The organism is Bartonella sp. MM73XJBT.G, assembly GCF_028618435.1.
In the GTDB taxonomy this organism is placed as follows: domain Bacteria; phylum Pseudomonadota; class Alphaproteobacteria; order Rhizobiales; family Rhizobiaceae; genus Bartonella.
Window position 1 is genome coordinate 1 of sequence record NZ_JAQISW010000019.1, and the last position, 25,514, is coordinate 25,514.

At 41.6% G+C, this 25,514-nt stretch carries 19 protein-coding genes and 3 pseudogenes; 17 read left to right on the forward strand and 5 right to left on the reverse strand.

The genetic code is table 11. From position 1 onward, the window contains the following. Nucleotides 1–66 (reverse strand): annotated as a pseudogene (locus PVV59_RS08410) (DNA-binding protein); the annotation flags it as partial. Nucleotides 67–275: 209 nt separating this feature from the next. Beyond that, nucleotides 276–1,442: a site-specific integrase gene (locus PVV59_RS08415; RefSeq protein ID WP_273755680.1), complete on the reverse strand. Its 1,167-nt coding sequence runs from the start codon at nt 1,440–1,442 to the stop codon at nt 276–278. A 165-nt stretch (nt 1,443–1,607) separates the two neighbouring features. Between PVV59_RS08415 and PVV59_RS08420 the strand changes: the two are divergent. The 5 genes and pseudogenes from PVV59_RS08420 to PVV59_RS08440 form a co-directional block, all read left to right on the forward strand. Beyond that, nucleotides 1,608–1,844 (forward strand): annotated as a pseudogene (locus tag PVV59_RS08420) (PBSX family phage terminase large subunit); the annotation flags it as partial. After that, a complete protein-coding gene (locus PVV59_RS08425; protein ID WP_273755681.1) occupies nt 1,829–3,847 on the forward strand; it encodes a portal protein in 2,019 nt (672 codons plus the stop codon). The pseudogene PVV59_RS08420 and the gene PVV59_RS08425, both read left to right, overlap by 16 nt. Before the next feature lie 13 nt (nt 3,848–3,860). After that, nucleotides 3,861–4,748 carry a hypothetical protein gene (locus PVV59_RS08430; RefSeq protein WP_273755682.1) on the forward strand — a complete coding sequence of 296 codons (888 nt, stop codon included), beginning with the start codon at nt 3,861–3,863 and terminating at the stop codon, nt 4,746–4,748. 92 nt (nt 4,749–4,840) lie between these two features. Beyond that, nucleotides 4,841–5,968, forward strand: a complete 1,128-nt coding sequence (locus PVV59_RS08435; RefSeq protein ID WP_273755683.1) for a N4-gp56 family major capsid protein — start codon at nt 4,841–4,843, stop codon at nt 5,966–5,968. 21 nt (nt 5,969–5,989) lie between these two features. Next, nucleotides 5,990–6,370: a hypothetical protein gene (locus tag PVV59_RS08440; RefSeq protein ID WP_273755684.1), complete on the forward strand. Its 381-nt coding sequence runs from the start codon at nt 5,990–5,992 to the stop codon at nt 6,368–6,370. 35 nt (nt 6,371–6,405) lie between these two features. Here PVV59_RS08440 and PVV59_RS08445 read toward each other — a convergent pair whose 3' ends face one another. Both PVV59_RS08445 and PVV59_RS08450 read right to left on the reverse strand, forming a co-directional pair. Continuing rightward, nucleotides 6,406–6,690: an addiction module antidote protein gene (locus PVV59_RS08445; RefSeq protein WP_273755685.1), complete on the reverse strand. Its 285-nt coding sequence runs from the start codon at nt 6,688–6,690 to the stop codon at nt 6,406–6,408. Continuing rightward, on the reverse strand, nt 6,671–6,979 hold the full coding sequence (locus PVV59_RS08450) for a type II toxin-antitoxin system RelE/ParE family toxin (protein WP_120122373.1): 309 nt from the start codon (nt 6,977–6,979) through the stop codon (nt 6,671–6,673). The genes PVV59_RS08445 and PVV59_RS08450 overlap by 20 nt, the downstream gene beginning before the upstream one ends. 75 nt (nt 6,980–7,054) lie before the next feature. On the opposite strand from PVV59_RS08450, the gene PVV59_RS08455 reads away from it, so the two are divergent. The 12 genes from PVV59_RS08455 to PVV59_RS08510 are packed head-to-tail and all read left to right on the forward strand — an operon-like array spanning nt 7,055 to nt 23,550. Next, nucleotides 7,055–7,762, forward strand: a complete 708-nt coding sequence (locus PVV59_RS08455) for a hypothetical protein (protein ID WP_273755686.1) — start codon at nt 7,055–7,057, stop codon at nt 7,760–7,762. A gap of 1 nt (nt 7,763) precedes the next feature. Further along, a complete protein-coding gene (locus tag PVV59_RS08460; RefSeq protein ID WP_273755687.1) occupies nt 7,764–9,239 on the forward strand; it encodes a hypothetical protein in 1,476 nt (491 codons plus the stop codon). Next, the gene (locus PVV59_RS08465) at nt 9,239–9,664 is read left to right on the forward strand and encodes a hypothetical protein (protein WP_273755688.1); all 426 of its coding nucleotides are present in this window, start codon (nt 9,239–9,241) and stop codon (nt 9,662–9,664) included. The genes PVV59_RS08460 and PVV59_RS08465 overlap by 1 nt, the downstream gene beginning before the upstream one ends. Nucleotide 9,665: 1 nt before the next feature. Beyond that, on the forward strand, nt 9,666–10,592 hold the full coding sequence (locus PVV59_RS08470) for a hypothetical protein (protein WP_273755689.1): 927 nt from the start codon (nt 9,666–9,668) through the stop codon (nt 10,590–10,592). A gap of 33 nt (nt 10,593–10,625) precedes the next feature. Further along, a complete protein-coding gene (locus tag PVV59_RS08475; RefSeq protein ID WP_273755690.1) occupies nt 10,626–12,053 on the forward strand; it encodes a hypothetical protein in 1,428 nt (475 codons plus the stop codon). 1 nt (nt 12,054) lies between these two features. Beyond that, a complete protein-coding gene (locus PVV59_RS08480) occupies nt 12,055–14,172 on the forward strand; it encodes a hypothetical protein (RefSeq protein WP_273755691.1) in 2,118 nt (705 codons plus the stop codon). Between the two features lie 16 nt (nt 14,173–14,188). Further along, the gene (locus PVV59_RS08485) at nt 14,189–14,827 is read left to right on the forward strand and encodes a transglycosylase SLT domain-containing protein (protein ID WP_273755692.1); all 639 of its coding nucleotides are present in this window, start codon (nt 14,189–14,191) and stop codon (nt 14,825–14,827) included. 11 nt (nt 14,828–14,838) lie between these two features. Beyond that, a complete protein-coding gene (locus PVV59_RS08490) occupies nt 14,839–15,840 on the forward strand; it encodes a phage tail protein (RefSeq protein ID WP_273755693.1) in 1,002 nt (333 codons plus the stop codon). 8 nt (nt 15,841–15,848) lie between these two features. Continuing rightward, nucleotides 15,849–16,862 (forward strand): phage tail protein, encoded by a 1,014-nt coding sequence (locus PVV59_RS08495; protein WP_273755694.1) that lies wholly within the window; start codon nt 15,849–15,851, stop codon nt 16,860–16,862. Nucleotides 16,863–16,870: 8 nt separating this feature from the next. Beyond that, entirely contained in the window at nt 16,871–17,980 is a 1,110-nt protein-coding gene (locus PVV59_RS08500; RefSeq protein ID WP_273755695.1) for a phage tail protein, read from the forward strand. 9 nt (nt 17,981–17,989) lie between these two features. Further along, the gene (locus PVV59_RS08505; RefSeq protein ID WP_273755696.1) at nt 17,990–18,211 is read left to right on the forward strand and encodes a hypothetical protein; all 222 of its coding nucleotides are present in this window, start codon (nt 17,990–17,992) and stop codon (nt 18,209–18,211) included. A 23-nt stretch (nt 18,212–18,234) separates the two neighbouring features. Beyond that, on the forward strand, nt 18,235–23,550 hold the full coding sequence (locus PVV59_RS08510) for a hypothetical protein (RefSeq protein WP_273755697.1): 5,316 nt from the start codon (nt 18,235–18,237) through the stop codon (nt 23,548–23,550). 1,613 nt (nt 23,551–25,163) lie between these two features. On the opposite strand, the pseudogene PVV59_RS08515 reads toward PVV59_RS08510, so the two are convergent. Further along, nucleotides 25,164–25,514, reverse strand: a pseudogene (locus PVV59_RS08515) (hypothetical protein); the annotation flags it as partial.

Here is a 25,514-nt window from a genome sequence, read left to right on the forward strand (position 1 = left end):
TGAAACACTCATATGAAGCAATTTTGCACTTTCACGGTCTGTTAAAAGAATATCGTTTTCTGTCATTATAATTTCCTTTCAAGAGTAAAAAATGGGAACAAATCATAAGTATTTATTAACCATATTTTCGAATCATTGGAAAGGTATTTAGTCTATAAAAAACAGTATTTTATTATACATTTTCTGATGTGATAGTTTATGAATCTAATTGAGAAAGAATGAGAGAAGAGAGAGCTAAAGTTATCCACAGATAATGGGGTATTGCACCCCATATCTTAAGCTTGACCTGTAACATAAGCCGCCCATTTATCCATATAAACACGGCGCTGTTCTAAATAATCAGTACGACGATAGGCACGCTCTACTTTGCCACCTACAGTGTGACTTAGAATGGTTTCAGCGACCTCATAGGGGGCATCGGTTGTTTCAGCAAGCCAATTGCGTAAACTAGATCGAAAACCATGCGGGCAGGCATCAAGTCCAGTCTGTTGCATATATTGAGCCATACAATTTACCGCAAGAGGACCGCGACCGGTTGCAGAAAAAAGGAAACCATTGTGAGACAAAGGATGCGCTTCTTTAATCACTTTTAATGCTTCAGATGATAAAGGCACTCGAAATTCTATTGTAGCATCACGTCTACCTTTCATACCTTCAGCAGGAATTGTCCAAACATCATCTTCAATTTGATCTTCACGAATATGACGCAAAGGACGCGTACGAACCCCTGTAAGGATAAGCAAGCGTAATGCCAAATGTGTCATCGTTGTTTTTTGACAAAGTGTTTTATAAAAGGCAGGGACATCTTTCCAATCCATGGCTGGAAAATTTTGTGTTTTATGGCGTTGTTTACCTAAGAGAGCACGCGCTTTTTCTGTTGCCTGTAAGTCAACATTCAATCCTAGAGCAGCCGCATGTTTGAGACAAATATTGAGACGAATAAGAGCCCTATTAGCTGTTGCAGCTTTTGAATGCCAAATAGGGGAAAGCGTGTTGCGTATCTCTGTTTGTGTAATCTCTGAAACGGGGAGGCAACCTAATTTGGGTAAAATATGCAGTTTTAAAGGCGAAAACCAACGCCCATCTTTACCATCATTTTTTAATTCAGCTTTCCGACTTTCAAAAGTCTCTAAAGCAATATCTTTTAAATAATGGAGATTGCTTATTGCTTCACGCTTTTGTTTGTTGCGTTCTTGAATGGGATCACGACCTTCACGTAAAACAGAACGCCATTGATTTGCACATTCACGGGCTTGTTTTAAAGAAACATCTCTCAAGGCACCCAAGCCCATTTCACGGCGGCGCCCGTGAAGGGTATAGCGATAAAGCCATTGAGCACCCCCATCTTTACGCTTATGAAGAAGCAAGCCAGCACCATCATTATATTTGCCAGCCCCCAATGTTGCGACAGACCTTGCATTAAGACGGTTCATAAGAGCCATTTTTAGTCCTTTCTTTAACAATTTTTACCCACACGCCAGCCCCGCTTTTGACGTGCAAGGGAATGATTTTGATTGATTCAAGATAAACAGCTTTGAAGTGAGAGAATCTTACGTTATTCGGTGTTCTAATTCAATATGAATAACGCTAGATTATCATTATAAATCAATGTGTTATCCAACGAGGAAACAACGGTAGCGGGTCGTAAGGCACTGAACTGGTATCATGAGAAATGGGATGAGAAGCGGAATATAGGGTTAGGCGCCGAGCATGATTGGTCGAGTCATGCAGCCGATGCCTTTGGCTTAATGTGTGTGGGTTATGAACAGCCGGTGCAGAAACATAAGAGAGAAGCTTACAGCGGTAGAGAAGCTTATGAGAGCACGTCATGGATGGCAGAATGATGCATGATGAAGAGCATTTAGACAAAGATAGCAACATTTCAGATTTGTCGACAGAAGGCTTGTTTCGCAAGCTTGTGAGCTGGTACAAAGAAGATGTTGAGCATGTGAACAAATGGCGTGAACAAGCCCGTGAAGATTTTCGTTTTTACAATGGAGATCAGTGGAATGAAGCCGATTTAGCGGCATTAAAAGAACAACGCCGCCCCGTTATGACCTTTAATCGGATAGCCCCGCTTGTGAATGCGGTTGTGGGGTCAGAGCGTAATAATAAGCGAGAGGTACAATTTATCCCCCGTCAAATAGGCAAGGCATTACCCAGTGAATTGCTTACAGGGGCGGCGGAATGGTTTAGAGACATGGCACAAGCGGAATATGCAGATTCGGATGCTTTCCAAGATGCTGTCATCTGCGGCATGGGCTGGACTGATACGCGACTTGATTATGAAAACAGCCTTGATGGTGAACCGGTTATTACACGTTTAGACCCGTTGAAGATGGTTTGGGATAGCGCAGCCGTACAACCGAATTTAACCGATGCACAACGTATGTGGTATGTGGACCGCAAGCCTTTGGAAGTTGCAAGACAAATGTTTCCGAAAGCCCATTGGAGTGAACTGAGTGCGGATTGGGCGAGGGATGGGAGTGCTTATGAAGGGGTTCATCATAATGATTTAGAGGCTTATGATGATGAGAGAGGCATTGATGTTGAAAACGGTCGACGAATGGTTACGCTTGTCGAATGCCGTTGGTTTGAAAGCGAGAGATATTATAAAGCGCCCGATTTAAGCACTGGAGAACTTCGTGATTATAGCGAGGAGGAGTTTAAACAACTCCAATGCATGATGCCTCAGATACAAGGGGCAGCTTTTAACAAAAAGGTTGTTAAACGTGCTTTTTTAGGTAGGAAAGTTTTACTATGCCCCGATCAACCGATGGTTCCTTCTGGTCAATTAGGTTGGGAATGTATAACGGGGTATTTTGATAAGATAGAACGGCAATTTTATGGGGTTGTCCGTCCTACAAAAGACCCACAGCGATGGGCGAATAAATATTTTAGCCAAGTCATGCACATTCTCAATAGCCAATCCAAAGGCGGGATTATGGCAGAGAGGGGCGCCTTTGAAGACGAAAGAGAAGCCGTAAAAAGTTGGAGCAGAGCAGATAGTATTACGGTCTTAAAAAATGGTGCTTTGGCAGGTGGGAAGATACAGCCAAAACCGGTTTCTCAGTTTCCTACGGGCTTTTTCCAACTGTTTAATGAAGCGAAAGAAGCAATTAATCAGGTTACCGGTTTATCACCAGAGTTTATAGGAACGCGAGAAGTTTCACAAGCAGGGATTTTAGAGGCACAAAGGCGTCAATCCAGTTTAAACCTGCTTGCTTGTTTGTTTGATGGGTTGCGTTTGTATCGCAAGCGTCAAGGCAAGCTTATTTTACATCTTATACAAAATTACTTGTCTGATGGTCGTTTGGTGCGGATTTCTGGAGAAGAGAATGCGCAATATATTCCCTTAACCCGTGAAGCGGTGATGAGTGTTGATTATGATATTGTGGTTGATGATGCACCGACCAGCCCGAACGAAAAAGAGCGGACCTTTGGCATTATCACGCAATTGTTACCGTTGCTTCAAAATGCTGTGACACCGGATATCATGCTTGATTTGCTGCGCTACTCTCCATTGCCTGCATCTCTGCTTAATCGCGTAAGTGAAAAGATGCAACAGCAGCAGCAAATGGCGCAACAAGCTCAGCAACAAATGAATCCCGAACAAGAAATGAAGTTGCAAGAAAAGCAACAAGACATGGCAACGAAAAGCCAGATGCAGCAGATGGATTTACAAGGAAAGCAGATTGAACTTTTTATGCGTCAAAAGAGAGCAGAATTGGAAGCAGAGATTATGCAACAGAAACATGAATTAGAGCGGCAACGCATTATCAATGAGCAGATGCAAAATCAAATCATGCGAGAAAGAGCAGCCACGTATAGAGGAAGAAGTATCTGAGAAAGGTTAAAGAATGAATGCAGAAATGAATGAAGGAATGAATGAAGATTATCGGGTTGGAGCACCGGTTTTTGATGATGATGGCTCTTTTGAGAGCGATCACGAGGTCGAAACGGTTGAGAGCCATGATGTCACGTCTCCAGAGCCGGTTGCAGAGCCCGTTGAAAAGCTTTCAGAGATTGTTCCAAGTCAAGATCGGCAACGTGCAGAAGAACAAGCCAAGCAAGCCCGTGAAGCGCTTGTGAAGTTTTATGAACCCCAATCTCAGCCGCCAATGGTTAAAGGAGAAGGGACGCCTCCCGATCCTAGCCAAGACATTATTGGCTATATGGGATGGATGGGAAAAAAGCTTCAAGAGCAGGATGCGTATATTAGAGCGCAGCAAGATGTACAAAGGCAAGCGATTGAATATCAAGAATTTAATGGACATTTGAACCAGTTTTTAGAAAATTCTGTTGAATCCGTTAAAGATAAATACAGTGATTTTGATGCCGCGGCAGATTTTCTTTATGAGACGCGTGCAAAGCAGTTGAATGCGTGGTCTTCTGTCTATCCCAATTATGCACAAAAGAGCACGATAGATGCGATTATAGGGGATGAATTGCGAACGATTGTAGCCACTTGCGCACAAAAAGGGGTTAATCCGGCAGAAGAACTCTATAGGATAGCGCAAAATTTAGGCTATCAAAACCAAGCAGTCCAAGGCAATAATCAAGTTGCAGCGCTGCAAAGTAGGCAGAATTCTGCGAGAACCTTAACAGCCTCTGGTGGAGGGGGTAGTGTTGGACCGATGACCAAACAAACTCTTTACGATATGTCAGAGAAGGAATTTGATGCGTGGATAGCCAATCCGAAAAATGAAGCGCGTTTTTATGAAATTATGGGAGCAGATCCTGATTAGGGAATAAGTTTTTCAACATAATCCGCCTTTGATGCGGATTTTACACCGGCTTTAAGCCGGTTTTTTTACAGCAAAGAAAGGTGAAATCAAAAATGGCAACAACACATATAGGAACCCATGATCCACAATCGGTAAAACTGTGGTCACAGAAATTAAGCAATGAAGTTTTAAAAGCAACGAAAATTGCCCCCTTGATAGGGAAAAGTTCAAACAGCATTATCCAGCTTTACAATGAAACCCATAAGAGTGCAGGGGATAGCGTTACATTTAGTTTACTTGTGAATTTGTTTGGAGATGGTGTAACGCAAGGTGAAACTCTAGAGGGTAATGAAGAAGCCCTTCAATTTATGAATGATAGGTTGGTCATTAACGAGCTCTTGCATGCAGCACGTGTCGCCAATGATGACTCAATTGACCAACAGAGAATTCTCCCGAATTTACGCAAGAAAGCTAAAGAAGGTTTGGTTCGCTGGTATGCCAATCGTTTAAGCATCATGTTCTTTTTACAGGTGTGTGGTTATACAGCGCGTACGATCAATGTTGATGGTCGAGAAGTCTATATTAAACCAGTCCATTATGGTTTTAATCCGATTATGGCGCCAAGCAGTGAACGTATTATTCGTCCCGATGGTAAAACCAAGGATGAAGATCTCAACGATAAAGCCAAACATAGCTTTAGTCTTAAATTGATTGATGAAGCGGTAAAACAAGCTAAGCTAGCCAATCCACAAATCTCTCCGGTTCATGTTAATGGTGATGATGTTTATGTTTTGTATTTGCACCCCACGCAAGTGATGCAATTGCGTACCAATACAGCCGTTGGTGAGTGGTTAGATATCCAAAAATCGGTTTATGCGACGTCACGTGCGAAGAACCCAATCTTTGATGGTTCACTAGGCATGTATAATGGTGTTGTTTTACGTGAGGCAATTCATGTCACCCATGGTGTTAAATCAACAGATTCTACAGCCGTTAAAAGTGTTCGTCGTGCGGTGTTCTTAGGTGCTCAAAGTGCGATTATAGGTTTTGGTAAAAATCATAGTGCAACGCATTACACTCTTAAAGAAGAGTATTTTGATTATGAGCGTGAATTTGGTGTTGCCGCCAAGACTTTGATAGGAATGAAGAAAACACGTTTCCAAATGCCAAATAGTGCACAGACAGCCCAAGATTTTGGAACGATTGTTATCCCCACCTACAGTGGTGAAGCAGCAGCGTAATCATAAAGAAGGAGAAAAGAGATGGCAGATTATTTACCAGCCCCATTGCAGGGCAGAAATCTTCACACCCAACAGGTGAGTTTCTTACGATTGAATATCTCACATAAAGATAAACACCTTACAGAGAAAATAGGGATCTTACCCCGTGGTGCAGTCATTACCTCGATAAAAGCATATGTCAAGACAGCGTTTCCAGAGGCAAAATTGAAGATAGGGAGCACTTATGGGGGGAGTGAACACGGTGAGAAAGAGATCAAGACCCAAAGCACACAGGACTTTACGCCAACAGATCAAAAGGCTTTTGTAGGGGATGATAAGGAGACCACTCTTTATGCAACCCGTGACAAAACGACAGCAGCGGGCGAATGCGTTGTGGTTGTGCAATTCGTGACTAATCACTGAAATTAAGGGGAGAGATTTATCAACTCCCCCTTAATTTATGAAGTAGAAGATTGTACAGAGAGTTGTAAATTAAGGGCAGATAAGACAGCAACTAAGGTAGAAAGTTTGGGATCACCCGTTTTACTTAAGGAGCGATATAATCCACTGCGTTCGCGATTGGTTTCTTTTGCTAAAGCACGCATATTTTGGGCACGAGCAACGATACCAAGAGCATCGGCAATGTGAGCGGCATCACCGGTTTTAAGGGCTTCATTGAGAAAAATTTTCTGTGACTCAATGTCTTTAAGATATTCTTCTGGTTTAAATGGGGTTATTTTCATCACTGTACTCCTCTTTTAATTTTAACGCTTGTTCAATATCTCTTTGCTGCGTTGATTTATCTCCACCGCATAACAAAAGGATAAAATCAGAGCCTTTTTGGGTAAAATAAATTCTGTAACCAGCACCATAGTGGATACGTAATTCTCCTATGCCATGAAAGAATTTAACATCACCGAAAAGTCCTTGTTTTAAGCGTACAACACGTTGAAGAATAATAGCCTTAACGCTTTTATCTTTAAGTTTCTTAAGCCAAGTATCAAATTCTATTGTTTTATGAATGAGTATCATTAGTGCACTATAATACACATGATGTATCATGTCAAGTTCGTTTCAATTTTTATCTTTCATTGAAAAGGTATTTTGATGGCGCGTCATTATATTCGGGTTAGGACCAGCGGACCAATACCGGCTGGTCAAAATGTTTATCGTCACAGAAAAACGCTTTCACACCTTGTGTCTGTCATTCAAGATGAGATTGATGACACTGGGGATGAATACATAGCACAAATCCAAGAAAGTATTTTTGCTGCTATTCGTTTTTGTGAGAGAGAAAGTTTTTATTTTAATGAAAGCCGTGATGTGGTGTTTACAACACAGGCGGGGAAGGGTGTTTATGACGCAAGCGATACCCGCCATATCGCAAGTGCTGTTAAAATCAAAAGCGTTTATCTGATTTCTGGTCAAGATCATAAGCTTGCATTGGAGTTGAAAGACCATGTTTCTTTAGAGCCTTTGTTGCGATCAGACCAGCAAGGAACGCCGGTTTATTACAGTTATTTTGATAGGAAATTGCATCTTTATCCTACACCAGATAAAGCCTATCAGATTCAACTCATTCTTTCTCCATTGCGCTTAGCAGAAATAGAGAGTGTCGATGAGGAGCACCCATGGTTTGTACACGCGTTTGATTTGATTAAAGCGCGTGCAAAATATGAACTTTACAAGAATATTTTAAAAGACCCCGATTGTGCAATGGCAGCTTACAATGACTTTAACGAGCAGTTGCATGAATTGCGTGCAGAGACTTCACAACGTCATAACGTAAGCAGAATAATTCCAACGGATTTCTAAGATGGTTTACTTTCCAGTCGCTGATTACAGACCGGATGTTGCGGTTGTCAACGGCAGCTTTACAGATACGCTTGTGAATGTTTTACCGGCAGATGGTGGCTACATTCCTATGGCTAGTGCAATGGTTGTTTCTAAGGTTCCTTTGGAAGAAAAGCCGTTGGGTTGTATAGCCTTTAGAAGTGGCAATGGTGTAAAGATCATCGTAGGAGGCAAGCAAAAGCTTTATAGTTATGATAGTCAAACGCAGGATTGGAAAGACATCAGTAAAAGTGGTGTGACGTATCATGCGAATGAAGAGAACAAATGGTCATTTGCTTTTTGCAAAGATAAAAACTTTAAAGATATCATCATTGCGGTGAACAAAAATGATAAACCGCAAGTCCTCAAGGTTCTCAGTTCCGAACGATTTGAAGATTTAGGAGGCAATCCACCAAAAGCGGGATTGGTGAAGGTTTGGGGACCTTTTGTTTGTTTGATGCAATTGACTGATAACCCCAATCGTATCCATTGGTCAGGTTTGAATGATGCAAATTTTTGGGAAATAGGTCAAAAAAAATGTGATCATATAGATTTTCCGGATGGAGAATATGTGCAAGGTGCAACAGAATCGACTAATCCACTCGTTTTCCTTCGTTCTGCTATTTATGCTGGTTTATTTATTCCAGGGGCTGAACTTGCATATAGTTTCCAAAAGATCCAAGATAAACGAGGGGTGCGCAGTACAGGCTCTATAGCTTGTCGAGGCAGTGATGCTTTTTTTGCGAGTGATGGTGGCTTTTATCAGATAAGTAGCGATGGTCAACTTTTGCCGATAGGTTTTGAAAAGGTTGATAGAACGGTTTTTAAAACATTTGATAAGTTTGCTCTTGATGAGATGCAAGGGGTTATAGATCCCGTTGATAATCGGATTTACTGGTCCTTAAAGAGAGGTAATAACGAGCAAACAACTTTTGTCTATGATTGGGGTTTGCAGAAATGGTCGACGATACAGGGCGAGCCTTTCACGTTGTTTCCAGTCTTTACGACAGGTTATACTTTAGACCAATTAGATGAGATCTCAATAAATCTTGAGTCCTTGCCGGCTTCTTTAGACAGCCCCCGTTGGCAAAGTGGCGCCCCAATGCTTGGTGGTTTTAATGATCAAAATCATCTTGTTATGTTTGCAGGAGCCCCAATGGAGGCAACGGTTGTTTCACAAGAAATGGGGGCACCGGATGGAAGTTTTAGCTTTATCACGAAGATGTTTGCAGAGGTTGATACGATGCAAGGTCTTTTAAGCATTGGGGAAAGAAGGTTACGTAACCACGATACGCCGATCACATGGCACAAGGAGAGGGTATGTTCTTATGTTACGGGTGCTTATCATGGTCGCTCACGCAATCGTTATCACCGTTTTAAATTACGCATTCCAGAACATGAATCTTGGAAGATGATTACGGGCTTTAATGTAGATTTACGTCCTTTAGGCAGGGGATAATGGCAAAAGTCTATTTGACCAGTTCTTGGGATTTGGAGCGCATAGCCCCGTATTTTGAAGAAATACTTGCGTCATTGCGTGCGTATGTAGAGCGTTTTAAACATGAAATGACGTTGCAAGAATTGCTTGAAGCCATTTGCACGGGCAAGAAACAGTTATGGCTTGTTTTGGATGATGATGAGCGCTTTTTAGCGGCTGTTACGACCCAGATACAAGAGACCGTTTTAGGCAAGAAGCGCGCCTTGATTTGTGAATGTAGTGGCAAGGACGTTCTTGATCAAATTGAGAATTTGAAAGTTGTAGAGGATTGGGCGCGTGAGAATAGCGCTTTCGAGATAGAGATTTTAGGGCGGTTAGGTTGGAAGCGTGCACTGAACAAGCAAGGTTACGGTATAGGTATGCTTTATTACAGGAAGGAATTGTGACATGGGGAGCAAAACACCAACAACAACAGAACAGAAGCAGGTGCAGACAAGCGCTCCGCCTTCTTGGATGCAGAATGTTTTTAAGCGAGGTGGTGCGGATGCCTATCAAATGTATAACACAGGGGTGGGTGGCAATGTTTATGGTGGTCCTCGTGTTGCCTCATTAAGTGCGCCAACCTACCAAGCCATTGAGGGACTTGGAAATGTTCCACATCAATATCAAAGCTATATGAATCATTTGATGAATATGCCTATGCAGGCAGAAAGAAATATAGGTGAATTGGCTTCTAGTTATAAAGGGGGATATGATCAAGATTTTGAAGATGTCCTTCAAAAGTCTAAGGAGGATGTAGTAGATACGATTAACAGCTATTTTGCAGGTTCTGGTGGTTATGGATCTGGTGCACATACGAAAGTGTTGACGCGTGAACTTGATGCATTGTCTAAAAATGCTAGGATTAATCATTATCGTCAGAATAAGCAGGATATGCTACAAGCGAATGCCTTACTAGGTGACTTTAATAAACATCGATTAGGCATGGTAGGCAATCTATTACCCGCTTACAACAACGCTTATACGAATATGTTGCAGGGAAGCGGTGTTTTGAATGATTACAATCAACGCTTAGTTGACGCCAACCGCGAACGTTGGCTGGAGCAAGACAATAGAGGTTGGAACAGACTGAACATGTTGATGAATGCTGGTCATGGTTTTGCAAGAAATTACGGTACGACGACGAATAATATGACAAGCTCTAAGACGCAAGGCAACGACCCTTGGAAGAATGTAGGAACTATAGGTTCTCTAGCACTTCAAGTAGCACCAATGGCTTTTGGTTACATGGCAGGTGGTCCAATGGGAGCAGCATTGGCAGGAGGAGCTTCTAAATATTTTTTAGATTACATGAAAGATAATAACGCTCAGTAAAATAATAAACGATAATTTTAAAAGGAGAGTGTGATGGCATTTCCATTATTTCCATTACTTGCATCAGGTGGGCTGTTATTGAGAGCTTCTCCGCATATTTTTAGATATCTTGCTCCTAAAGCGGTTACAGGTGCGAACAGATTGGGACAATTAATAACAAAGAGTCCCGTGGGAAAATTCGCAACAAAGAACCCAAAATTCACTGCATCGATGGTTGGTGGGTCAGCCATTGAAAGTATGATGTCACCAGAGGAAGCACATGCACCAACTGGACCAAAGTTACCAAATATGCCTCAACCACAAGAACCATTACCTCCTAATATGGTTTCTGGAGCGGAAATGCCTCTTGGTGTAGGAAATCATCCACCTCTTCCAGAGGCACTGGAGGATAATCTACAAGAACTTAAACCTAAAGTTGATGTCCCTCAAGCACAACCATTAGTGTCCACAGCACAAACACCGCCTTCTGAACCAACAGATTTAGATAAATTTTTACAGTCCAATACTTATAAGTTTTTTCAATCAGATGCTTACCAGAAACTTAAAGATCTTTTTGCAGGTATGTCGGCAGCACCATCTGATGGCTCTGGATGGGATGTGCTTGCAAGTGGAGTGAAGCATCTTAATGAAGGCGATAAACAAAGAGGACAGGTTAACCAGACCGTCGAGTATCTGAAATCTAAAGGATACAGTGAAGAAGAAGCGCGGGTTATGGCACGTAATCCTCAAATGCTTAATGAGTTGTTTATACGGGAAATAAATGCACGTGATAATTTTCAACAAACAAGTAATAAAATGAATGCTACATTACCTAAAGTTTCGGCAGACTATGATGTTTTTCGCAATCCTGAGACTGGAGAGGTGGAAGCAAAGGTTATCAAGGGTAGTAAGACGTATGAGGAAAAAAAAGAAAAGTTTCTAAGGCAAAAACAATTTTTCAAAGATGAAATAATTAGTCAGGATACTAATATCAGGTTACTTGAGCAAACAGAAAAGATAATTCAATCTACATTGACTGGTACAAATATTTTAGCACCCGTATTTTCATTACTCAATAACAGTGATGCTTTAATATTAAAGTCAAATCTTGAAGCGATTAAAAAGAATCTTGCACGTGAAACTTTGGAGGAAATGAAACAGAAGTCACCAAATGGAGCGTCTGGGTATGGAAATATGAATATACAAGAATTTACATCATTACAGACTCGTTTGGGAAATTTAGATCCAAAACTGCCTCGTGATTTATTGTTACAAGAAATTAGCGCTGTAAAAGAGGCAGTGTTGCAGGCAAGAAGTAATACATACAAACTTTTAAATGATTGGGATAAGCAAGAAGGTGGTCAGCTACAATCGCCTATTTCAAAATTTAGATATGTAACAAACAAAGCCCAAGAGGATGCATTACCTAAAGGTACGTTCTTTAGAGATCAATATAATCTGGTTAGAGGGAAAGGGTATTGATATGGGTTATATTCCTTATTCACCTGTTATCGGTCATATTTCAGATAAAGATATAATGGAGAAAATTCAGAATTTCATAAATAGACAGAATGTCACAAATAGATATGCAGAGGTTCCACAGTCTTCAAAAGAAATGCAAAAGTTAGAAGAAGAATATCCTACTGAAAATATTTCGATGTGGGATGCTTTCAAAAGTTCTGCTATAGAAGGACTTACATCAAACTTTAGTGATGAGCTTCAAGGCGCGTTATCGCATTTATCAGGAGGTAATTACGATGAGACTGTAAAGAAGGCACGCGCCTATCAGAGAGCAATACATAGAGCACACCCTTGGTTATCATTTGGTGGAAATATTGTAGGATCTCTTGTACCACTGATAGCTACAGGGGGAATACCGTGGATTGCGAGTAGGTTAGGTTTAGCGGCATTTGGAGCTGGAAAAGCCGGTTTGTTGCCTCGTCTTGTAGGCGAAGCAATAGGTATTCCAGGAAAAGATTTAGGTATTAAATCTGTGGCGAGAGCGGGAGCATTATCAGGAGCATTATCAGGGATTGGAAGTGGTGTAGGATGGGGAGATTCTGTAGATAGTGGGATAAATAATGCTGTAGTTGGAAGCATAGCGGCTCCAATTTTGGCTATTGGGGGATCTGTTGCGGGTAAAGCATATAACGCTATCCGCAATACAGGAAAGAAAGTTCCTGATGGTTTTTCTAAGAGAAATTTACGAAATATTGCTAGTTATGCGCATAATTCTGGTATTCAAAATCTTTCAGAAGCCCTTGCAAAGAAAGGACCTGAAACACGTCTTAGTGATATTATTCCGGGTTTTAGACAACATGTTTATAATATAGTGAAAACCAATAGAGTTCTTCATGAGAAATTTAATGAAGAACTTGGTAAAAGAGCCGCTGGATTTTCAGAACGAATGGGTAAAACTCTAGATGAAAACTTTATTAAGAGAAAAGGAGCTGGAGAACTTGAAGGAGCTTTAGAAGAAGCGGTAGATAAATCTACTTCGATACTAGATTCGGAACAGCTTAAAAAAGCTTTTGATAATATAGGTAGTATAAAGTCAGGACCATTATATGATACAGCATTAAGTGTGGCTTTAAAGCCTGAACACCAAAAAAAGGTGAATCAGTTAATGGAGCATTCAGTTTTTAGGAAAGCCTATGAAGATGCGACGCAAGACTTTAATAATCGGATAATGACGGATGCAGCGTATGTACAAAAACACCATAACCCTACGATGGATATTCTTCACCGAACCAAAATGAAAATTAGCAATCAAATTCAACGTGATAATCTAGATGGAATAGATACTGCGGATCTCGTTTCACTTGAAAAATATCTTATAGCGTTGCTAGACGATATTTCAAAAAACTACAAGGCAGCAAGAGAGGTTTTCGCTTCTTATAAGGATTTATCTAAAGCTGTAAAAGAAGGGTATGATTCCTTAAGTCCCTCTATTACTATCAATGAGGTCTTAGGTAAAAGCAATGTATATAAAAGTAAGGGAAAAATTTCATCTGTTGGTGATAGGACTCCATCATTTGAAGATGCTTATAAATTAGGTACAAGAAGTAAAATTGATTATGAAAGTGCTAATTCTAGCGATAAGCTAGAGTATTATAAAAACCTTTTCAATACAGATAGCTATGTAGAAAAACTGAAATCTCTTTTTGGGGAAGACTCTTTAAAAAGATTAAAAGATGCTTTCGAATTAGAACAGTTGTACAATAAAACCTATCAGGAAATTCCAGAATTGACAGATAGAGCTCGCCCAAAACTCTTTCAAGGATTTAAAGAGTATAAAGATATTGGGCAATTTCCGCATGCTGCTTTCAGAGTTTTAAAAAATGCACATATGATGACAATGAGTCAGAAACGTTTAGCTGTTCAACGAGAGTTAGATAAAAAAATAATAGAGTTGGATTCTTTGAAAGTAGGGAAATATAACTCAAAAAAGGTAGCAAATATTATTCAAGATTTCATTGAAGCTCATAAGGCAGGATTAATAACGCAAGATCGTGCAAAACGCTTTTCTGCTGCTTTATCTAGATTGATATGGGAAATGGGAACAGCAGGGATACGGAATTCTGAAGCATTTAATAGTTAATAGGAAAGTTTTAGCTATGCCTCGTTATAGTCCTTCAGTTGATCAAGCGATCCGTCAAGCAGCAGCGCGTTATGGCTTGCCGGAAAGCTATTTATACCGTGTTGCGCAAGTGGAGAGTGGTGGTAATCCCAATGCAAGGAATCCGCGTTCTTCTGCGGGTGGTTTGTATCAGTTTATAGATAGCACAGCTAAGCAATATGGTTTGCAGGACCGTTTTGACCCCATGCAGGCAGCCGATGCGATGGGGAGATTGACCCTTGATAATCGCAACCATTTAAGCCGTGTGTTGGGAAGGGCGCCTACAGAGGCAGAATTATATTTAGCCCATCAACAAGGGGCAGGAGGAGCTACCCGTCTTTTACAAAATCCCCATGCCAATGCAGCGCAATTGGTTGGCAGCAATGCGGTTGGTTTGAATGCAGGCAATAATGCAATGCGTGCAAGTGATTTTGTTAATCGTGTTTTTCAAATGTATGGGGGAGAGCAACCTTATAGAGCAAGTCCTATAGCACGAGGGGGCATTGGCAATAGAGAAAACTTGCTAGAGGTTTTACGGGCATTATTAGCGTCACAGGAAGAGCCTTCAGAAGAAGAAGAGAGTGAAGATGATAATCCTTTGATGACACAATTCATGCGGGCATTTTACGGAATTTAAGGGTCAAAATCATGTCAACAATATATGATTGGTCGCTTAGAGCGGTGGATAACATGCGCGCGGATGATTTGATTGATTGGTCAGAGGGACAGCACCCTAGCCGTGTAAACACGAGCGCGCGCGTGATGATGCAGCGTTTCAAGGAATATTTGTTAGATACGGGTGGAACGCTTGAAGGGATTGTTACAAATGATCATGCTCAACAAACAACCTTGATAAGGCTTGAAAGCCAAACGGCATTTTTGGAGTATAAGAATGGTATTGTTTTGCGCTTTATGGCAACGGGTAAGAATATTGGAACAACAACGATTGCTTTGAATGCTTTAGAGGACAGACCGGTTTATAAAGCGACCGCCTTAGGGGTTGGTGTCTTATTGGGCGGGGAAATCCAGCAGGGATGCATTTATACATTAGTCTATAATGGAGATCATTGGTATCTTATGAATCCTACCTCTCTTCCATTGGAAGAAGAAAGCAGTCTTTATCCAACGGGATTTATAGGAACATTTGGCATGCGTGATCTTCCAAAAGGTTGGTTACTTTGCGATGGGAAGGCTTATTCGCGTACTGATTATAGTGATTTGTTTGCGACGATAGGGACGGTTTGGGGAGAAGGGAATAGTGTTACGACGTTTAATGTTCCCGATTTTCGGGGGATGTTTTTACGAGGCTTAGATAGTGGACGGTCTATAGATGCCGATCGTAGATTTGCAAGTGTGCAAACCGATTTAATCGAGTCGCACCAACATCAGGGGCAAAGTCTTTCATTTCCCCATTTTACCAGCAATGAAGACTTTTGGGATGGGAATACGACGGATGTGTTGGGCTATCGTGTGGGGTTGTTGGGAGGGAGCTCTCTGGCGAGTTTTATGGGTATAGATCGTGAAAATGTATGGGGCTACATTGCAGGTAATTATACCGTTTTAGAGGAGCAAGAGGTTGACTTGACAAGCTCTGATGAGGGTGAGACGCGTCCAGTTAATGTGAGCGTTTTGTTTGGGATTAAGACATGAGGTTTTAGATGTCGACGATATATGATTGGTCTTTAAATGCCTCTGAGAATGCCTATTGTGATGATTTGATTGATTGGTCCAAAGGGCAACGTCCTAGTAGTTTGAACAACAGTGCGCGTTTTATGATGCAGCGCATCAAGGAATATTTATCAGATACGAGCGGTATAATTGAAAACACCTTTACGGTTGACGGGGAACAACAGACAACGTTGATCAGGTTGCAGAGCCGCTGTGAGTTTTTAGAGTATAAGAATGGGCTATCGATTTGTTTTAAAGCGAAGGGCAAGAATGTAGGGGTGACAACGATTGCTTTGAATGCTTTAGCCGGCAAGCCCGTCTATAAGGCAACAGAGTTAGGCATGCGTGCTTTGACAGGCGGTGAGTTTCAAAAGGGGTGTATTTATAGCTTGGTGTATAGGGATGAAGGTTGGCATGTTTTAAATCCTACCCCCTTGCCTTTATTACAAGATCCGAAGATTTCGGTTTATCCTACTGGTACGATAGGGATTTTTGGGATGCAAGTTTTGCCGTCTGGTTGGTTAGTGTGTGATGGGAAGTCTTATTTGCGCAGTGATTATCCAGCTCTTTATGATGCGATAAGAACAAGGTGGGGTGGCAGTGATAGTTGGACGGAGTTTAATGTTCCCGATTTGCGCGGTGTTTTTTTACGAGGCGTTGATGATGACCGTGAGATAGACCGTTGGCGTTATCTTGGCACATTACAGCATGATGCCATGAGAAAGCATGAGCATGGCGGACAATTGGTTACGATTTTTAATGATGAGAATGAGAGAGATCATTGGCGTGGAGATATAACAATTATCTGGGGTTATGAGCTGAATGAGCAGCAAAGGGAAAAGCTTGCTGAACATTTGGGTGTGAGAGAAGAGAATATCCGCGTGCATCATAAGTTAGCTTTTCCCCGTTCTCATCTTCACATGCGTGATATTGAGTTGGTCAGTTCAGGTGTCAGTGAGACACGCCCGATTAATATGAGTGTTGTGTTTGGGATTAAGACGTGAGGTTTTAGATGTCGACGATATATGATTGGTCCTTAACGGCATCTGAAAATGGGGGTGCTGATAGTTTAATTAATTGGTCAGAGGGACAGCTGCCTAACACAGTCAATAACAGTGCGCGTTTTATGATGCAAAGGGTCCGTGAGTATTTATCCGATACGGGGGGTGTGATTGAAGGGATTGTTAGGGGTAATGATCAACAAAAGACCAGTGCAATACATCTTCAAAGTCAATCTCAGTTTTTAGAGTATAAGAATGGGCTATCGGTTTGTTTTAAAGCGAAGGGCAAGAATGTAGGGGTGACAACGATTGCTTTGAATAATTTAGCCGGCAAGCCCGTCTATAAGGCAACGGAAACGGGTTTATTAGCCTTATCGGGAGGCGAGATCCAAGAGGGTTGTCTTTATAGGCTTGTGTATGATGAAGAGATAAGCGGTTGGCAAATTCTCAATCCAACAAGGGAGAAAGCTTCTTCTTTAAAACGCCTACCGTCTGGTTTGATAGGTCCTTTTGCGATGGAACGTTTGCCGGAAGGTTGGTTACCCTGCGATGGGCAGGCTTATTCTCGTTTTGTTTATTGGGATTTATTTGAGGCGATAGGAACGACGTGGGGTGAGGGGGATGGTGTTATGACGTTTAATGTTCCCGATTTTCGGGGGATGTTTTTACGAGGACTGGATTATGAACGTGGTCTAGATTCTTGGCGTTCATTTGCAAGTTTGCAAGGCTGTTCTTTGAAAGCGCATGAACATTTAATAGGTCCAGCATCTTCGGTTGAGCGTTCTTCACGAAAGAAACGGGATGTTTCTTCTTCTGAAGCTTCTTTGACAAGGCGAAGGAGAGACTGTACTGGCTTGCAGGTTAGCGCTGTTGAATGTGAGAAAATAATAGAGAGCTTCATGAAAGAAGAGGTTCCCTTTTGGTTTACTAAAAAGGATAAGCCGCCCCGCTTGCCTTGGTTTATCCGAGACCCCTTGGGGAGTTTTTTATACCATTCTGTACCTATAAAAGAAGGGCTTTATGACAGGGGGCATCATGAGCATCACCTTATGACAGAGAGGGTTGGGGGCGTTGAAACACGCCCCGTTAATGTGAGTATAATTTATGGGATAAAGACATGAGGAGATGAAATGTTATCCAAACCATTTGCAATATCAGAGCTTAACGACCCGTCTCAAGTACGGGTTGTTTTGTATTCAGGGGATCATTTTGTGCATGCGCCGCTTCAAGGGATTGTTGATTTAGTGAAAACAGCTTTGAAAACAGAGATTGATGGTTCGCTGAAAGATTTAGAGAAGCGTTTAGAGAGCTTAAGTGAAGAGCTTGAAGAATTGAAAGAGTGTTTATTGTAGGCATGATGTAAGGATTAAGGCAGATGAAGATACCCGATCATAGTCATGAATATCTGATACCGGTAGCAACAAGAGAAGAAATAGTTTCTGGTAGTTCGCAAGATAGTGTTGTTGTTCCGAAGATTTTAGGGACCGCTTCTTTGTATTCGTATGAAACTTTCGCACCGTTAGAACAGGTTGTTAATGCAAGGCAAGAAGCGGAAAAAGCGATGGCGCGTGCGAATGGAGCCCAACAAGTTGCAGAAGAATCAAAGCGCGTATCGGAGCAAGCACTTAGAGAGGTGACGACAACGGGTGAAGCGGTTACAGCAGTGACGACAACGGCCAATGTTGCGAAAGAGACAGCGGATAGCGCTAAGAGCTTAGCCGCAGAAGCCAAGAATGCCTCTGATGCAGCGAAGCACATGGCAGAAGAGAGCAAGGCAGCCGTTGATAGAGCTTCAGGGGAAATCAATGTTACGAAAGGTTCATTAGCGACGGCATTGGAAAGTTTTGCAGAAGTGAAGCAGATAAGTGACAGCGCAGTGAATGTCTCTACAGAAGCCAAGAGGTTAGCTGATGAATCGAAATCGATTGCAAATCGTGCAGAACAAACAGCGAGAGAAGCCTCCCGAACAGCCATGGAGACGACCCAAGTAGCCACGACAGCAGTAGCGACGAGTCATGAAGTTAAGACGGTAGCGACGCAAGCAAGTCTTAAGGCGGATGGCGCCAAACAGACAGCGGATGATGCCAAGGATATGGCAGGAAATGCGAAAGTTTTATCGGAACGGGCGACATCTTCAGTTACAGAACTCACTCAAAAAGTATCACAGGTACAAACGTCAATAGAGACAGCCTTAACAGAGGTAAGAGAAGGCAAGCAGACAGCAGAGACTGCGAAAGAGACATCAGAACAAGCATTAAGAGAAGCAAGTTCTGCGAAAGCAACATCATCTATGGCGTCGACGACAGCTAATGCAGCCAAGGGGGTTGCAGAAGAGGCAAAAGGTTTATCGGAGCAAGCGACATCTTCAGTTACCGAACTGACAAAAACAGTATCACAAGTACAAACATCGGTAGAGACAGCCTTAACAGAAGCAAGAGAAGCCAAGGAGAAGGGGGAAACCACACAAACGCTTTCAGAATTATCCAAGAGAACAGCGGATGAGGCGATAGCAAAAGCATCACAAAGCCAAACAACAGCGGATGAAGCGTTAAGAGAGTCAAGAGCGGCAAAGAATGTCGCAGAAGGGGCAAAACAAGCGTCAGAAACGTCACAAGAGGTAGCATTGGATGCGAAGAGCAAAGTAGAAAATTTAGAGACTGTTGCCAATGCAGCAAAGGAAAAGAGCGATCAGGCAACCCAAACGGCAACATTTGCAAAGAGGCTCTCAGAGGAAGCAAAGCAAGAATCCAGTGTTTCGAAGACAACCGCCTTAGAAGCCAAAAGCGTAGCAGATAGTGCCAATAGGAAATCCGAACAGGCACAGCAGGAATCAACCACGGCATCTCGGTTAGCTTCTGAAGCGAAGTCATTTGCGGAGCAGGCGTTACAAGCGGATAGACAAGCGATTCGTGAAGGGGATACAACGACAAAAAGTTTGGTAGAAGAAGTTCAGAAGAAAGCGGAAGCAGCCGAGAGATTAGCCCAAGAAAGTAAGAGCGTTTGTGAAGAAGCCAAGCAACTAGCCGCAGAAGCCAAGAATGCCTCGACGACTGCGCTTACAGAAGCAAGCGATGCGAAGGAGAGAGCATCTACAGCGGCGACATCAGTCAATGATGTTAGGAATATTTCTGAAGAAGTAAAAGGGTTAGCAGACACAGCGACGAGGGCATCTACAGAGGCGCAAAAGACATCAGAACAAGCTCTCAGTGAAGCTACGACTGCGAAATCAACGGCGGATAGGGCATCTAACACAGCTATGGATGCGAAGAGAATTGCTGGTGAAGCCAAAACATTATCAGAAGAAGCAAAGAAACTTGTTCAGGAAAACAAGGATGCTTTTGATGAATCGAATAAAACATTTGAAGAAGTTAAAGGTTTAGCGGAAAAAGCGAATACGGCATCTACAGAAGCGCAAAAGATAGCAGAACAATCTTTAAAAGAAGCGAGTTCTGCGAAGGTAATCGCCGATACGGCATCTAGTACAGCTATGGATGCGAAAAGGAAAGCCGAAAGCGTAGAGAGTGTTGCGAATACAGCAAAAGAGGCGAGTGATCAAGCAAATCAAACAGCTGAATCAGCGAAGAGGCTCTCAGAAGAAGCGAAAGAGGAAGCCAGTAATGTCAAGTTGACAGCCTTAGAAGCGAAAAGTGCGGCGGATAATGCACAGAGGCAAGCGGAACAAGCCCAACAGAGTGCAACAGAAGCCACGAGAGTAGCTAATGAAGTCAAGGCATCATCGCAAGTTAGTACAGAAACTGTAAAGAGCATAGCAGAAGAGGCAAAGAGTAAAGCCGACAGTGTAGAGACAATTGCGCATGCAGCGAAAGCCACGAGTGAACAAGCGGTTAGTTTATCGACTGAAGCAAAGCGTGTAGCTGATGAATCTAAGTCTCTTGCGGAAGGAGCAGAGAGGTCAGCGAGAGAAGCAAAGCAGACAGCAGAGGAAGCTAAGGGTTTAGCAGAAGAATCTAAGGGACTAGCAGAGGGAGCCTCCACGACAGCCAATGATGCAAAAGGTATTAGTGAAACAGCTTTGACAGCAGCCAATCGAGCAGATCAGAAGGTTACAGAGGTAAGGCAGACAGTAGAACAAGTACGAGCAGAGATCACAAGCGTTAAGGCAAGCGTATCTGATATAGAAACGACGGCAGGAGAGGCTAAGAGCGGATCAAGTGAAGCCAAACAAGTTGCAGAAACGGCAAGAGTTAAAGCAGCAGAGGCGCAAGCCAATGCAACAGAAGCGATGAAGGTAGCCAATGAAGCGAAGGTAGTGGCAGAGCAATCGGTACGTTTAGAGGGTGAAACGATACGCGGTGGAGAAGCGATCAAGGTTTTGGCAGAAGATGCGAAGAGCAAAGCGGAATCCGCACAGAGTGTTGTACAAGAAGCAAAAGAGACGGCATCACAGGCGTTGAGCGTAGCTAATGGCGCGAAAGCAACATCAGAAACGGCGGCGACTACAGCGACAGAAGCTAAGGGAGTAGCAGAGAGGGCATTAACCACAGCCAATGAAGCCAAGAGTGCAAGTGAAACAGCGACAGCAACAGCGCATAGTGCGAAAGAAAACATTGAGAGAGCCGTTTCAGAGGCAGCAGATGCGAAGAGCAAAGCAGAAGAAGCAAAACAACGAGCGTCAGAAGCAAAAGATGCGTCTTCAAATGCTCTCACGGCTTCTACAGAAGCAAAGGATCAATCTTCACAGGCGATTACCTTAGTTAATGAGGCAAAAGGTGTTAGTGAAGAAGCAAAGAGTTTAGCGGAAAAAGCGACAGCAACCTCCACAGAGGCACAAAAGACAGCAGATCAAGCACGAACAGCATCGACAGATGCGAGCACGACGGCAAGCACGGCATTAACTATAGCCAATGAAGCGAAGGAGAGAGCACAAGCAAACAAGAATGTTTGTGATGAGGTTAAAGAGACGCTGAGTGATGTAAAAAGCCTTGCAGAGAGGGCGGTATCAACAGCCAATTCGGCAAAGCAGACAGATGATGAGACGATACAAAAAGTCTCAGAATCATTGACGCAATCGAGTACAGCGAAGTCTATAGCAGAGGATGCAAAAAGCACAGCAGCAAGTGCAAAAGAGAAGGCAGAGCATGCAGAGCAGCAAGCAAGTGAGGCGACGAGAATAGCGGGAGAGGCAAAAACAGCGGCAGAACAGGCTGTCCGTTCTGGAGAAGCAGCAGGGCAAGGGAGTGCACAAGCCGTCAAGAACTTAGTGGAAGAAGCCAAAAATAAAGCAAGTGCAGCCAAGCAAACAGCCGATAGTGCAAAGGTTAAAGCAAGTTTTGCAGAGAGTGCAGCGGAAGAAGCGCAGGATGACGCCAAAAAAGCGCGTCAAGTAGCCGATAGTGCGAAGTCTATAGCTGAAGAAGCGAAAAGTACAGCGGATGGGGCAGCCTCTAAAGCAGAGCAAGCGCAACAGGACGTATCAGAAGCGACAAGAGTAGCGAATGAAGCCAAATCGTTAATAGAGCATATAGATGCAGAAACTTTAAAAAGTTTAGCCGAAGCAGCCAAGAGCAAAGCAGAAAGGGTAGAGAGTGTAGCCAATACAGCGATGGGAACAGCGTTATCTGCTAAGAGTATTTCGGAAGAAACCAAACAAGTCGTCAGTCAAGCACATTCTACGGCGCAAGAGGCAAAAGAGATAGCTGAAGAAGCGCAAGAGGAAGCAAGTCAAGCCAAGAAAGTAGCCAATAGTGCACAAGCGAAAGCGAATTTGATTGGTGTTGAGGTTGAAGAAGTACAGAACAAAGCAAAACAGTTAGAGCAAGTAGCAGCGAATGCGAAGACTATAGTAGATAAAGCACAACATTTGGTAGAAGAAGCTACACAAAGCTTAGATCATACGAAGCAAGAAATGAGTGTCCTCAAGAGTTCTCTAGCAAAGGTAAGTTCAAGTGCTGCTTCTGCACAAACAACGGCGACATTAGCAAAGACAGCAGCTTCTCAAGCAACAGAGATAGCCAAGGAAGCAAAACAAATTGCTTTAGCAGTGCATCAAAGCAATGCGGATTTAGTGAGTGATCCTCATTTTAAAAATTTTCTTAAGCACTTAAATTTAAGTGTTATTTCTGTTCCTACCCAGTTTCTTGTAGCGACTGGGAAAAGTCAATTAACGTTGAAAAAAGGAACACGCCTAACCTTGATACGAGGCAATGATATTTTGGTTGCAAGTAATACGGCAGATAAAATAATAAGCGTTCAGTCTCTTTCGGCGGGCAAGGATTATTATGTTTATTTGGTTTCTGATGGGGGAGATTCTCATAAATTTGTTGTCTCAGAAAACTCTACCTATCCAAACGGTTATACAGTCAATAATTCGCGCAAGATAGGAGGGTTTCATACGCTCTGTGCGGATGTTGGAACGATTGAAGGTCACCCCTTATCAGGTTATAGAGCAGGGGATATATTACCCAATTCTGTCTGGTGTTTGAATCACCGTCCGCATAGTTCTCCCGAAGGAATGGTGTATGACCCCTCTACGGATCTTTGGGTAGATATTTATCTTCAATCAGGAACGGGTGAAAATACCAAATCGACTTATGGTGTCCCTATCACCACCAATCGTAGTTATAGCGATCATGTATCAGATATGTTGCGTGTTAAGAAGTTGTTACTGAGAGATGAAGAATTTGCTTCAGCGATGTATGGAAGTAATGAGCAGACGACTCATTATAAATAAAAACACAATAAAGTCAATATGTTGAGTGTAATTATTTTATATGAATCCACTTAAGAATCCACAATTTTATACGTGATTCATTTGACCATTTTTTATAAACAATTGCCATGTATGAATAGAGCATAAAAAAGCAAATCATGATGTAAATATTATAACGCATGTGTGTATTCAAATGAAATGAAAAGCAGCTACCATTCATAACAGTTAATAAATTTTATGATACGTTTTTATCACTCAAAAATCGCATTGTTTTAAAGATTGGATTAGTAATCGCATTATCAAGTATGAGATTATGATTCTCAAAATTGAGAAGCGTAAAATCTAAAAATGCTATAGCAATATTTTAATAAGGAGTAATCGTTTGAAACTGTCATAAGCTTATAGGTTTTAATTCATTAAAGGTGCATAAAGGATTTCAATATCGTTTTTAAAGCGCTTTCTAAAAGTTTAGAAAATGATAGGCAGGCATTATACAAACATATCATCACAACAGTTATGAAATTAAAAACGTTATATCTTATGAAATAAAAAGCCTTTTTATGATGCATGCAAGCAAGCGAGCAACAAACGTTTTAAAAGTTATCGTTTAAAAATACGAAACCAAATGGGGTCAATCCAAATTTGGATTGAGTGATTTTAGTTCCCTTTTTAAGAAGCAAGCAAAATTCAAAACCATTGTAAAATCTAAACGCATAGGGTTTTACTAAATTTTTAGAAAAAAGCGAAATGTTTAAAGAATCTCTATTTTAAAGATAACCAGCTCAAATTTGAGCCGGCTAATTTTTAAAGAAATTAGGTTTTAAAGAAAAATAAAAATACGCTTATAAAAACCTCTTTAAGTGAATATTTAAACATTTGAAACTGATGTTTTATATATAACAGCTATAAACTTAGTTATCATTTGCTTTTAAGAACGTTTCATTGTTTCATTTACGAAAAAACAAAGATCTAGATTTCACAGCAGAGCAAATTTTAAAAACCATAGATTCTAAAAAGCGTTTGTTTATTTGTCTTATGAAATGCTACTTTTAAAAACCAACGCGCGTAAATATAAAAACGGGTTTTGTTATAGACATTTCACTTAATACACATTTGCTTTTGATTGGATTGATAAAGCTAGCAAACGTTTTGATTTATTTGATAGGTTTTGATTTTAGAATGTCAGTTATTTGAAATTCACTCAGCTCAATTTTGAGCTTAGTATTTTAAAACGTTTTAAAGAAGCATTTTTATAATGCGTTTTGATTTAAATGAATCTCTTTAAAGAAAAGGACGTTATTCTAATACGTTTGATAGCCATAAAGCGTTTACAGTCTCTATAATTCATTCTCTCATTCAAATGAGTGAGTAAAAATCATATGCATCATTTATGATCCTTTTGATAAGTTTTCATAAAAACAATAGAATGCTTGCAATATGATACGTTTTGTATATATGCATTTATCACTCCGTTATGGGTGATTCATTTTACTCAATAAGAATCGCTATTAGAAAGCCGCGTCAATCAATTGGCACGGCTTTCTTTTTTGGAGTTCTCTCTTTTATGATACGTTTTAAGGAATGCATCTTATGATGCGTTTATAGCCATAAAGAAGGCCTCCCCATGCCGTTCTTTATTCCGTTTTATCAACAATCTTGATAACATGATCGCTTTCATAAACCTCACAATTTTGGGGCACCAACTTTTCTTTGCTTTTTTTGTTTATTTTTGCATTGCCATAAGCACGCCCCCAGACCTTTGCACAATATGAGAGTTTTGCATTGCCATAGACAGAGCCATAAACTTCACAAGAGCCAGCCACGCTAGCAGAGCCATAAACCTTCCCATAAATCTTTGCACGCCCTCTAATAACAGCATAATTATAAACCTTGCCATGGCTATAAATGCAAGCCGATCCAGAAACATTGGCATGACCATAGACCCTTGCATAGCTAAAGACCGCAGCATCATGAGAAACATGCGC

Excerpts from the sequence above, each read along its gene's own strand:
- PVV59_RS08415 (WP_273755680.1), bottom strand. The coding sequence starts at position 1,442 with ATGGCTCTTATGAACCGTCTTAATGCAAGGTCTGTCGCAACATTGGGG.
- PVV59_RS08425 (WP_273755681.1), top strand. The coding sequence starts at position 1,829 with ATGGATGGCAGAATGATGCATGATGAAGAGCATTTAGACAAAGATAGC.
- PVV59_RS08430 (WP_273755682.1), top strand. The coding sequence starts at position 3,861 with ATGAATGCAGAAATGAATGAAGGAATGAATGAAGATTATCGGGTTGGA.
- PVV59_RS08435 (WP_273755683.1), top strand. The coding sequence starts at position 4,841 with ATGGCAACAACACATATAGGAACCCATGATCCACAATCGGTAAAACTG.
- PVV59_RS08440 (WP_273755684.1), top strand. The coding sequence starts at position 5,990 with ATGGCAGATTATTTACCAGCCCCATTGCAGGGCAGAAATCTTCACACC.
- PVV59_RS08445 (WP_273755685.1), bottom strand. The coding sequence starts at position 6,690 with ATGAAAATAACCCCATTTAAACCAGAAGAATATCTTAAAGACATTGAG.
- PVV59_RS08450 (WP_120122373.1), bottom strand. The coding sequence starts at position 6,979 with ATGATACTCATTCATAAAACAATAGAATTTGATACTTGGCTTAAGAAA.
- PVV59_RS08455 (WP_273755686.1), top strand. The coding sequence starts at position 7,055 with ATGGCGCGTCATTATATTCGGGTTAGGACCAGCGGACCAATACCGGCT.
- PVV59_RS08460 (WP_273755687.1), top strand. The coding sequence starts at position 7,764 with ATGGTTTACTTTCCAGTCGCTGATTACAGACCGGATGTTGCGGTTGTC.
- PVV59_RS08465 (WP_273755688.1), top strand. The coding sequence starts at position 9,239 with ATGGCAAAAGTCTATTTGACCAGTTCTTGGGATTTGGAGCGCATAGCC.
- PVV59_RS08470 (WP_273755689.1), top strand. The coding sequence starts at position 9,666 with ATGGGGAGCAAAACACCAACAACAACAGAACAGAAGCAGGTGCAGACA.
- PVV59_RS08475 (WP_273755690.1), top strand. The coding sequence starts at position 10,626 with ATGGCATTTCCATTATTTCCATTACTTGCATCAGGTGGGCTGTTATTG.
- PVV59_RS08480 (WP_273755691.1), top strand. The coding sequence starts at position 12,055 with ATGGGTTATATTCCTTATTCACCTGTTATCGGTCATATTTCAGATAAA.
- PVV59_RS08485 (WP_273755692.1), top strand. The coding sequence starts at position 14,189 with ATGCCTCGTTATAGTCCTTCAGTTGATCAAGCGATCCGTCAAGCAGCA.
- PVV59_RS08490 (WP_273755693.1), top strand. The coding sequence starts at position 14,839 with ATGTCAACAATATATGATTGGTCGCTTAGAGCGGTGGATAACATGCGC.
- PVV59_RS08495 (WP_273755694.1), top strand. The coding sequence starts at position 15,849 with ATGTCGACGATATATGATTGGTCTTTAAATGCCTCTGAGAATGCCTAT.
- PVV59_RS08500 (WP_273755695.1), top strand. The coding sequence starts at position 16,871 with ATGTCGACGATATATGATTGGTCCTTAACGGCATCTGAAAATGGGGGT.
- PVV59_RS08505 (WP_273755696.1), top strand. The coding sequence starts at position 17,990 with ATGTTATCCAAACCATTTGCAATATCAGAGCTTAACGACCCGTCTCAA.
- PVV59_RS08510 (WP_273755697.1), top strand. The coding sequence starts at position 18,235 with ATGAAGATACCCGATCATAGTCATGAATATCTGATACCGGTAGCAACA.